The organism is Aestuariivita boseongensis, from assembly GCF_001262635.1.
Classification (GTDB): Bacteria; Pseudomonadota; Alphaproteobacteria; order Rhodobacterales; family Rhodobacteraceae; genus Aestuariivita; species Aestuariivita boseongensis.
Window position 1 is genome coordinate 25,270 of the sequence record NZ_JXYH01000041.1, and the last position, 10,012, is coordinate 35,281.

Annotated in this window: 13 protein-coding genes; 12 read left to right on the forward strand and 1 reads right to left on the reverse strand. The window is 62.5% G+C overall.

The window, feature by feature from the left end; genetic code table 11:
- The first annotated feature begins 2 nt into the window (after window positions 1-2).
- From TR61_RS14505 to TR61_RS14515, 3 genes are all read left to right on the forward strand, one after another.
- Complete coding sequence (locus tag TR61_RS14505) at window positions 3-1,394, forward strand: MATE family efflux transporter (RefSeq protein ID WP_245626898.1); 1,392 nt, start codon at window positions 3-5, stop codon at window positions 1,392-1,394.
- The gene (locus TR61_RS14510) at window positions 1,394-2,266 is read left to right on the forward strand and encodes a 50S ribosomal protein L11 methyltransferase (RefSeq protein WP_050931142.1); all 873 of its coding nucleotides are present in this window, start codon (window positions 1,394-1,396) and stop codon (window positions 2,264-2,266) included. The genes TR61_RS14505 and TR61_RS14510 overlap by 1 nt, the downstream gene beginning before the upstream one ends.
- A 105-nt stretch (window positions 2,267-2,371) precedes the next feature.
- Window positions 2,372-2,722 (forward strand): hypothetical protein, encoded by a 351-nt coding sequence (locus TR61_RS14515; RefSeq protein ID WP_050931145.1) that lies wholly within the window; start codon window positions 2,372-2,374, stop codon window positions 2,720-2,722.
- 119 nt (window positions 2,723-2,841) lie between these two features.
- On the opposite strand, the gene TR61_RS14520 is transcribed toward TR61_RS14515, so the two are convergent.
- Window positions 2,842-3,060, reverse strand: a complete 219-nt coding sequence (locus TR61_RS14520; protein ID WP_050931148.1) for a DUF1127 domain-containing protein — start codon at window positions 3,058-3,060, stop codon at window positions 2,842-2,844.
- A 328-nt stretch (window positions 3,061-3,388) separates the two neighbouring features.
- Here TR61_RS14520 and ruvC point away from each other — a divergent pair, with 328 nt between their 5' ends.
- From ruvC to tolR, 9 genes are all read left to right on the forward strand, one after another.
- A complete protein-coding gene (gene ruvC / locus TR61_RS14525) occupies window positions 3,389-3,892 on the forward strand; it encodes a crossover junction endodeoxyribonuclease RuvC (protein ID WP_050931158.1) in 504 nt (167 codons plus the stop codon).
- Window positions 3,889-4,563 (forward strand): Holliday junction branch migration protein RuvA, encoded by a 675-nt coding sequence (gene ruvA, locus TR61_RS14530; RefSeq protein ID WP_050931162.1) that lies wholly within the window; start codon window positions 3,889-3,891, stop codon window positions 4,561-4,563. Before ruvC ends, ruvA begins: the two co-directional genes overlap by 4 nt.
- A 3-nt stretch (window positions 4,564-4,566) precedes the next feature.
- A complete protein-coding gene (gene ruvB, locus TR61_RS14535) occupies window positions 4,567-5,586 on the forward strand; it encodes a Holliday junction branch migration DNA helicase RuvB (RefSeq protein ID WP_050931167.1) in 1,020 nt (339 codons plus the stop codon).
- A 33-nt stretch (window positions 5,587-5,619) separates the two neighbouring features.
- Window positions 5,620-6,243 (forward strand): hypothetical protein, encoded by a 624-nt coding sequence (locus tag TR61_RS14540; RefSeq protein WP_050931171.1) that lies wholly within the window; start codon window positions 5,620-5,622, stop codon window positions 6,241-6,243.
- A gap of 117 nt (window positions 6,244-6,360) precedes the next feature.
- Complete coding sequence (locus TR61_RS14545) at window positions 6,361-7,611, forward strand: sulfite oxidase (RefSeq protein ID WP_245626899.1); 1,251 nt, start codon at window positions 6,361-6,363, stop codon at window positions 7,609-7,611.
- A gap of 75 nt (window positions 7,612-7,686) precedes the next feature.
- Window positions 7,687-8,046 (forward strand): aldehyde dehydrogenase, encoded by a 360-nt coding sequence (locus tag TR61_RS14550; protein WP_245626900.1) that lies wholly within the window; start codon window positions 7,687-7,689, stop codon window positions 8,044-8,046.
- A 118-nt stretch (window positions 8,047-8,164) separates the two neighbouring features.
- Window positions 8,165-8,569: a YbgC/FadM family acyl-CoA thioesterase gene (locus tag TR61_RS14555; RefSeq protein ID WP_050931174.1), complete on the forward strand. Its 405-nt coding sequence runs from the start codon at window positions 8,165-8,167 to the stop codon at window positions 8,567-8,569.
- Between the two features lie 87 nt (window positions 8,570-8,656).
- Window positions 8,657-9,352 carry a protein TolQ gene (gene tolQ / locus TR61_RS14560; RefSeq protein ID WP_050931178.1) on the forward strand — a complete coding sequence of 232 codons (696 nt, stop codon included), beginning with the start codon at window positions 8,657-8,659 and terminating at the stop codon, window positions 9,350-9,352.
- A 3-nt stretch (window positions 9,353-9,355) separates the two neighbouring features.
- Window positions 9,356-9,826 carry a protein TolR gene (tolR, locus tag TR61_RS14565; protein WP_050931181.1) on the forward strand — a complete coding sequence of 157 codons (471 nt, stop codon included), beginning with the start codon at window positions 9,356-9,358 and terminating at the stop codon, window positions 9,824-9,826.
- Window positions 9,827-10,012 lie beyond the last annotated feature (186 nt).

Sequence of the window (10,012 nt, forward strand, 5' to 3'; positions counted from 1 at the left end):
CCATGAGCACCGAAGGCCGTTTCCTGTCAGGCCCCACAATGGGCCATGTGGTGCGCATGACCATGACAGGGGCGGCGGGCATCACCTTTGTCTTCCTTGTCGATGCGATGAACCTCTTTTGGATCGCCATGCTGGGCGATGCGCGGATGGTGGCGGCGATTGGGTTTGCCTTTGCGATCCAGTTCTTCTCGGTCTCGTCCGGGATCGGGCTGATGATCGCGGCGACGGTGCTGACCTCGCGGGCCATTGGCGCGGGCGACAGGCAGCGGGCGCGCCAGATTGCGGGAAGTGCTGTTCTGATCGCCTGTCTGGTGCAGGCGGCCATGGCGGCGCTGATCATCACATTCCGCTATGACATTCTGGAGTTTTCCGGCGCGACCGGAGAGACGCTGGATTTTTCGGCCCGCTATCTGCTGATGACGCTGCCGTCGCTGGTCACCATGGTGGTCGGTATGGTGGCAAGCGGTGTGTTGCGGGCCGAAGGGGATGGCAAGCGGGCGATGTTCATCACGCTGACATCGGGCACCGTGTCGGTCTTTCTGGATCCGATGCTGATTTTCGTGCTGGGGCTTGGTCTGGATGGCGCGGCGATCGGGCTGAATGTGTCGCGGCTGGTGCTGATGTGTACGGCGCTGTATTTCGCGACGCGCACCTATGACCTGATCGCGCGGCCTTCCTTTGCGCAGGCCTGGGCCGATGTGAAACCCTATATGGCGGTGGCGATCCCCGCGATCCTGACGCAGATGGCCACGCCTTTCGGCAATTATGTCCTCACCGCTGTTCTGTCGCAATTCGGCGATGACGCGGTGGCGGGCTGGGCCGTGGTGGGGCGGCTGACGGTTGTGGCCTTTGGGGGGATATTCTCGCTGTCAGGCGCCATCGGCGGGATCTTCGGCCAGAATTACGGGGCCGGGCAGTATGACCGGCTGATCAGCACCTATCGCGACGCGATGATCTTCTGCATCGGCTATACGCTGATCGTCTGGGCCCTGCTGGCGGGCTTCAGCGATGCGGTGGGCCGCGCCTTTGGCCTGACGCCCGGAGGGTTGGAGGTGCTCCATGCCTTCACCCATGTGGGCGCGGGGGCGTTCCTGTTCACCGGCGCCTTCTTCGTGTCGAATGCCGCCTTCAACGCGCTGGGCCGGCCCACCCGGGCCACATTCCTGACCTGGATCCGCGACGGCGCGCTGACCTGGCCGGTGGCGGTGTGGTTTGCGGGGCTGGCCGGTGCGGTGGGCGTGATCTATGCCCAGGCGGCGCTGGGCGTGGTGATGGGGCTTGTGTCGGCGCTGTGGGGCTGGCATTTCGTGCGCAACATCGAAGCAAAAGACATTCAGGTTGATCTCAGGACCCGGCGCGGCTGGCGTGATATCAACGCATTCCGGAGGCGCTGATGCCCACCTTCACAGCCTTGACCACTTTGCCCGGAAAGGCCCAGGCCGAAGCCCTGGGCGACGCGCTGGAACGGATGGAGCCGGAACCCACCGGCATCGGTGTCTTCGAGATGGAGGATGGATCGGGCCTGTGGGAGATCGGGGCCTATTTCACCGATGCCCCGGACGAGGCGGCCTTGGCGCTGCTGGCGGCCGCGTTTGACGCCAAACCCTTTGTCGTCTCGGAAGTGCCGGAAACCGATTGGGTGGCCCATGTGCGCCGCGAACTTGCCCCGGTCAAGGCCGGACGGTTCTTTGTCTATGGCAGCCATGACGCCGACAAGGTGCCCGATGGGACCGAACCCCTGCTGATCGAGGCCGCCATGGCCTTTGGCACCGGGCATCACGGCACCACGTTGGGCTGCCTGCTGGCGCTCGATAGCCTGATCGAGGATGGCTTTGCCCCGCGCAGCGTTGCCGATATCGGCTGCGGCACGGCCGTTCTGGCCATGGCTGCCGCGCGGATCTGGGATGCGACGATCCTGGCCAGCGATATTGATCAGGTGGCGGTGGATGTGGCGGAGGCCAATCTGAAAGCCAACGGGCTGGAGGGGCGGGTCAGCTGCCTTGAAGCGGCCGGATTTGACCATCCCGACCTGCAATCGGCCGCGCCTTACGATCTGATTTTCGCAAATATCCTGAAAGGCCCCCTGATTGCCCTCGCGCCTGACCTTTTTCGCCACAATTCGGATGGGGGATTCGCGATTCTGTCGGGGATTCTGAACGAACAGGCCGATCAGGTGGTCGAGGTTTATCAAGCACTTGGATACAATCTGGTCAGTCGCAACAGTATTGTCGACTGGACGACGCTAGTCCTGCGAAAGAAGGCATAAATAAGCCCAATTTTTCTTGAGATTGGGGCAGTTGCCCAGATTTTGCCACATTTCAGACGTAACTCTTTCACATCCGCTGGTGGGGGCCAGTGTGGAGTAGCTGTCATGGGATTGGGTGACGAGAAAAACCAATTCAAGAAACGCCTGCGCAAGCTTGAGCGTAAGAACCGCGCGATGGAGCGCGGGTTTACCACTCAACTGCGCTCGGACGGGTTGCTGATTGTCAAGCCAAAGCGCCGGTCCGGGGTGATTTCGCTTCGGTCAGTCCTGTTTTTCCTGGCCGCGTTCATCCTGTTCAAGGGCCTGTCTCTCGCCCATGTGGGGCAGGTGACCTATGACGCCAATGTTGCCGAACTGGCCGGGGGCACCTTCGTCGAACAGATGGGAGCTGCTGTCATGCAAAGCGATCCGGTATCGGAGTTCGTCGCTCATCATTTGAGAACGGTTATGAAGTAAACCCGCGGATGGGTAGTAACGAGTGATTTGAGTACGGAATACGTGTTTTAAAAAGTAAAGCGCCGCGTCGACCATGGGTCGCGCGGCGCTGTTCATTTCGGCCAGGGCCGAAAGAAAACTCAGTTCAGTTTGTTCGTGATTGCGACCATGTCGATATCGCCGCGAACCAGACCGATGTCTTCCAGTTCACGATCCGACAGTTTGGCCAGCGCATTGCGGGTCACGCGTGCGTCATTCCAGGCCACGACGGTGGCAATAACAGTGTTCAAGGCGACGCCGATGCGACCAAACAGGCCGGGCGCGCCATAAGTGGTACGGCTGGTGTCAAAAGTTGCCATATCCAGTCTCCTTATCTAGCGTTGCTCTTGTTTCGTTCCGATGGGCGGCAGATAGTGATGCTTTTTTGGGCCCGCAAGCCGCGAAAATCGCATGTTTGATATGCAGCCATTGCATGTCTCGGATTTGCCATAAGGTAATGAAATTTTTACCAAAATTCCGATGGGCGCATGTCGTTTTCAGACCTCGCCCATGTCGGATTTCGCCCTGATGTCGCGGCGGTCAGTCCGGGTGTCGCTTTTGGGCGCAGGGCGGGAATGGCTTGGCAGGTGTTCGCGTTTCGTGCTACTGCCGTAAAAAAGCAACAAACAGGCTGAGCAGGGTCCAGAGATGCGCGTTATGGGAATTGATCCCGGCCTCAGAAACCTCGGCTGGGGCGTGATCGACTCGCAGGGGGGGCGGTTGTCTCACGTCGCGAACGGGGTCTGCCGGTCCGGTGCGGGCGATCTGGCCGCGCGGCTGCTTGAGCTGCACCGCCAACTGACCGAGGTGATCGAGCGTTTCGCCCCGCAGGCAGCAGCGGTCGAACAGACCTTTGTCAACAAGGACGCGGCGGGCACGCTGAAGCTGGGCCAGGCGCGGGGGATTGCGCTTTTGGTACCCGCGCAGTTTGGCCTGAACGTCGGGGAATATGCGCCCAACAGCGTGAAAAAGGCAGTGGTGGGCGTGGGCCATGCCGACAAGGTACAGGTGGATCACATGGTGCGGATGCAATTGCCCGGCTGCGATCCCGAAAGCCCCGACGCCGCCGATGCGCTGGCCATCGCGCTGTGCCATGCCTTCCATTTGCAAAGCGCAGGCTCGCTGAGCCGCGCCGTGAAGGCCGCGTCATGATCGGGCGGCTGACGGGACGGCTGGATTACCGGGCCGAGGATCACGTGCTGATCGATGTGCGTGGTGTGGGATACATCGTCTATGTCTCCGACCGCACGATGGCGGGCCTGCCCGGTGCGGGCGAGCCGGTTTCGCTCTATACCGATCTGGTGGTGCGTGAAGATCTGATGCAGCTCTTTGGCTTTCCCAGCCTGATCGAGAAGGAATGGCACCGGCTGTTGATGTCTGTGCAGGGCGTGGGCGCGAAGGCGTCGCTGGCCATTCTGGGCACGCTGGGCGCCGATGGCGTGGGCCGCGCGATTGCGCTGGGCGATTGGGGGGCTGTGAAGGCCGCCAAGGGGATTGGGCCGAAGATTGCGCAGCGCGTGGTGCTGGATCTGAAGGATAAAGCGCCGTCGGTGATGGCGATGGGGGCCACTCCGCATGAGATCCTGGGCGGCGGCGATGCCGAGGTGATCGAGGCGGATGCGCCTGCGCCCGCGCCTGCGCGCAAGTCTCCTGCGCCCAGCAGCGCCTCGGCGCAGGCAGAGGCTTTGTCGGCGCTATCGAACCTGGGCTATGGCCCGTCCGAGGCGGCCTCGGCCGTGGCGCAGGCCGCCGGCGAGGCGCCGGAGGCAGACACCGCCGCGCTGATCCGCGCGGCGCTGAAGCTGCTGGCGCCGAAAGGGTAGGGTATGATTGACGCCGATCCCACCCTGCGCCCCGATCCTTTGCCCGAGGATAACGACCGCGCTCTGCGCCCGCAGATGTTGGATGATTTCATCGGTCAGGCCGAGGCGCGGGCGAATCTGCGCGTCTTCATCCAGTCCGCTCGCCAGCGGGGTGAAGCGATGGATCACACGCTGTTTCACGGCCCCCCCGGTCTGGGCAAAACCACGCTGGCGCAGATCATGGCGCGGGAATTGGGGGTGAATTTCCGCATGACCTCGGGGCCCGTTCTGGCCAAGGCGGGGGATCTGGCGGCGATCCTCACCAATCTCGAGGCGCGCGATGTTCTGTTTATCGACGAAATCCATCGGCTGAACCCGGCGGTGGAAGAGGTGCTTTATCCCGCGCTTGAGGATTTCGAGCTGGATCTGGTGATCGGCGAAGGCCCCGCCGCGCGCACGGTGCGGATCGAATTGCAGCCCTTTACCCTGGTGGGCGCGACCACGCGGATGGGGCTTTTGACGACGCCCCTGCGCGACCGGTTCGGTATTCCGGTGCGGCTGCAATTCTATGAGGTGGATGAGTTGCACGAGATCGTCACCCGCAATGCCCGCAAGCTGGGCGCGCCCGCCGATGACGCCGGCGCGCGCGAGATCGCGAAGCGGGCGCGGGGCACACCACGGATCGCGGGGCGGCTTTTGCGCCGGGTGGTGGATTTCGCCGTGGTCGAGGGTGACGGGACGATCACCCAGGAACTGGCGGATCGCGCGCTGACGCGGCTGGGTGTGGATCATCGGGGCCTTGACGGGGCCGACCGGCGCTATCTGCGGCTGGTGGCCGAGAATTACAGCGGTGGACCTGTGGGGGTGGAGACGTTATCAGCCGCGCTGAGCGAGGCGCGCGATGCCATCGAAGAGGTGATCGAGCCCTATCTGCTGCAGCAGGGCCTGATCCAGCGCACGCCGCGGGGCCGGATGCTGGCGCAGAAGGCCTGGGATCATCTGGGGATGGATGCGCCTAAGGGGCAAAGCGATCTCTTTGGGTGATCGGTTGTGATGCGTATTTGAGGCAAGAAGAAGATGCAGGCCAGTGAGATAGAGGCGCTGTTCACGCGCGAAGACGGGCAGTTTTTGTTTGCCCGCTGGGGGCGGCCCATCGCGCCCGTGGTGATTGGCGTGGAAGATGAAACGCTGCAGGTGGTCAAAGGCGCGCTGGAGGCGGTGTGTGTGCTGTCGGGCCACAAGATGGCCGAGACCGATCCAGAGCTGGGCGCGAACCTGATGATCTTTTTCTTCCGCGACTGGGCGGAATTGCCCGACGTGCCGAACCTGGATCGGTTGGTGCCGGATCTGGGGCCTCTGGTGGCGCGGTTGGAGGCGGCGGAGGCCAATCAATACCGGGTGTTTCGGTTTGATAAGGCTGGCGCAATTCAGGCGGCATTCGTGTTTTTGCGCATGGATGAGCATCTGAGCGCGGTGCCCGCCGAGACGCTTGCGCTGTCTCAGGTGGTTCAGACGATACTTTTGTGGTCTGACACCGCGTTTCGGGATCGCTCGCCCCTTGCCGTGGCGGGGGAGAAGACTGTGCTGCGCCCCGATATCGCGTCGGTCATTCGCGCGGCCTATGACCCGGTGATGCCGGATGTGGCGCAGGATGCATCCCACGCGTTGCGGCTGGCCGCGCGGGTGGGGCTGGAGAACTGATCGGCCTTTTTACGCGGGTCTTTTTGCTGCGCTAAAACTCTTGACCAAAACAGTTGAGTTTTACGCCGCTTACGCTACGTCATTTGTCTCGTTCATGTTCTTTGGGAGGAGAGCGACGTGAAAGACCATAGTGACCTGAATAACGATCTGAGCCCCGGTATCGAAACGGCCGAGAACGAGGGCCGCCGCAGGTTCCTGCGCGGCGCGGGCTATGCCACGGTGGCGGGGTTGGCTGTGCCATTCGCCGCCAATCTGCCGGAGGGGTTTGTGCCCGCGGCTTTTGCCGATGAGAACCCGCTGGCCGATAAGGACGGGCTGACCCTTTTGGGCGACCGGCCCGTGAACGCGGAGACGCCTGCGCATCTGCTGGATGATGCGATCACGCCCACCAACCGCCATTTCATCCGCAACAATGGCCTGCTGCCGGACAGTATGGATGCCGACAGTTGGGAACTGACCATCGACGGGTTTGTGGACAATCCGATGACGCTGACCATCGCGGATCTGCGCGAGCGGTTCGAGGTGATCACCCGCGCCCTGCATATCGAATGCGGCGGCAATGGCCGGTCGGCCTTTGATCCGCCTGCGCGCGGCAACCAGTGGACCGTCGGCGCCGTGGCCTGTTCGGAATGGACCGGCGTGCGCCTGAAAGACGTGCTGGAGGCGGCGGGCGTCCAAGCGGCTGCGGTTTATACCGGGCATGAGGGGGCTGACATTCACCTGTCGGGCGATCCCGACAAGCTTCCCCTGTCGCGGGGGCTGCCGATTGAAAAGGCGCTGGATGAAACCGTCATGATCGCCTTCGAGATGAACGGAGCCCCCCTGCACCCGATGAACGGCGCGCCTTTGCGGTTGGTTGTGCCGGGCTGGCCGGGGTCGTGCTCGCAGAAATGGCTGACACGGATCTGGGTGCGCGACGTGGAACATGACGGAGAGAAGATGGGTGGCAAATCCTATCGTATGCCCGCCTATCCCGTGGCACCCGGTACCGATGTGCCCAATGAGGATATGGTGATCATGGAGGCGATGCCGGTCAAATCGCTGGTCACGTTCCCCGCAAACGGGGCCGAAACAGGCCTGTCAACCGAAGTGCGCGGCCATGCCTGGGTGGGCGACCGCACGGTGGAGCGTCTGCAGGTGTCGACCGATTTCGGTGCGACCTGGTCGGATGCCGAGTTGGACGCGCCGGTCAATCCGGGCGCCTGGCAGAACTGGCGGGCAAATGTCAGCTTCCCGATGGCGGGCTATTACGAGATCTGGGCGCGCGCGACCGACAGTGCCGGTGTCTCGCAGCCCCATGCGATTTCGTGGAACCCGCGGGGCTATGGCAACAACTCGATGCACCGCGTCGGGGTCAGCGCCAGTTGATCGTGAACTGAACACAGGCGGGGCGCGGCTGTTTTCGGGGCCGCGCCCCGTTCATGCTGCAAGGAGATTGACCTGATGATGACCAAAAAGGCCTCTGTGCTGGCCGCTCTTGCCTGCGCGGGGAGTGTCGGCACGGGTGTTGCGCTGGCTGAGACGACCGTGACCGATGATCAGGGGCGCACGGAAGTGATCTATGACGTGGGCATTCTGCATCCCATGCCGGGCGCGCAGCTGACCTATGATTACTGCACCGTCTGCCATTCCGAAATGATCATTGCGCAGCAGGGTCAGACCCGCGACGGCTGGGACGAGATCCTGGTCTGGATGGTCGACGAGATGGGCATGGGCGAGATTGACGAGACCGATCGCGAGATGATCCTGGATTATCTGGCGACCTATTACAGCCCGGATCGTCCGCATTTTCCCCAGAACTGACGGCGTGACTTGCCTTGGCTTGGCTGGGCGGTGCCGCGGCGCCGCCCGGGCACGAAATGCCCGTCTTGAACCCCTGTGCTGCGCACCATACGGTGCGCCAAGCGCGAGGAGGTTGCCCATGTCCGCCCACAGATTTCCCGTCACTGTCTATTACGAAGACACCGATATGGCGGGCATCGTCTATTACGCCAATTACCTGCGCTATATCGAACGCGCGCGGTCTGAAATCGTCGAAGAGATGGGCGTCGATCAGAACGCCATGCGCGCCGAGGGGATCGTTTTCGCCGTCACTCGGGTCGAGGCGGATTACATCGGATCGGCCCGGCTGGGCGACCGGCTGACAATCGTGACCGAGCATTATGCGCAATCGGCGGTGCGCTGGGTCTTTGAACAGACCGTCATGCGGGGCGATGAGGTGATCTTCAAGGCGCTTGTCACCGCCGTTTGCATGACCACCGAAGGCCGCCCGACCCGCCTTCCGGCAGAAATACGCGCATTGATGCGACCGAAAGCGGCGGGTTGAGGCGGATTTCTTGGCTTTCCCCTTAAAACTAGGCTAAGCTCTGTTCAAATAAGGCCCAACGAATGGCCGTTATAAAAGAGCAGGCAGATGGAAGCAGAGATTCTGGGCGCGGCACAGGAGATTGATTTCTCCATGTGGGGCCTTTTCGCACGTGCAACACTTACCGTTAAACTGACCATGCTGGTCCTTATCCTGGCGTCCTTCTGGGCCTGGGCGATCATCATTCAGAAATTCATCATCTACCGCGCGGCGCGGGGTGAGGCGGCGGAGTTTGACCGGCAATTCTGGTCGGGGGAGCCCCTGGATGGCCTCTTTGATCAGATTGGCCCGCAACCTGCCGGCCGGTCTGAGAAGATTTTTGCTGCCGGCATGACCGAATGGCGCCGCTCGCATCGCGATGATGGCGGGCTGATTGCGGGCGCGCAGTCGCGGATCGACCGGTCGATGGATGTGGCGATTGCCAAGGAGAGCGAGGATCTGCAGAAAGGTCTGTCCATCCTGGCGACGGTTGGATCCACCGCGCCCTTCATCGGGCTGTTCGGCACGGTCTGGGGCATCATGAATGCCTTTATCGAGATTGCCGAACAGCAGAACACCAACCTGGCCGTTGTGGCACCCGGCATTGCCGAGGCGTTGTTGGCCACGGGTCTGGGCCTTCTGGCGGCGATCCCTGCAGTGATTTTCTACAACAAGTTTTCGGCAGACAGCGACCGCATCGTGGCGGGGTATGAGGCCTTTGCCGATGAGTTTGCGACCATCCTGTCGCGCCAGTTGGACAGCTGATCCATGGGCGGCGGTGTCATGCAATCCGAAGGAGGCGGCGGGCGGCGGAGGCGCAGGTCGCGTTCACGCCCCATGGCTGAGATCAACGTCACGCCTTTCGTGGACGTGATGATGGTGCTTCTGATCATCTTCATGGTGGCAGCCCCCCTCTTGACCGTGGGTGTGCCGGTGGAACTGCCCAAGACGGCGGCCAACGCGCTGCCAGCCGATCAGGAAGAGCCGTTGACGGTGACTATCACCGCCAGCGGGTCGGTGCAGATCCAGACCACGGATGTGGCGCGCGATCAGCTTGTCACGCGGTTGCGGGGCATTGCGGCGGAACGTGTCTCGGACCGGGTGTTTTTGCGCGCGGACGGGGCCGTTCCTTACGAGACCGTGATGCAGGTGATGGGCGCGCTGAATGCGGGCGGGTTTTCCAATATCGGGTTGGTGACGGATGTGGGCGGGCCCACGCTGACCGATCCCGACGGGTGATGAGACGTTGCAAACCGGCACCTATATCTCGGGCGCGGGCCATCTGGCCCTGATCCTGTGGGCGTTCTTTGGAGGGACGTTCAAGACCGATCCTTTGCCGTTCGAGGTGCAGGAAGTGGCTGTCATCACGACCGAGGAGTTCGATGCGATTCTGGCCGCGCAACAGCCCCCCGGCGTGTCGGCGGA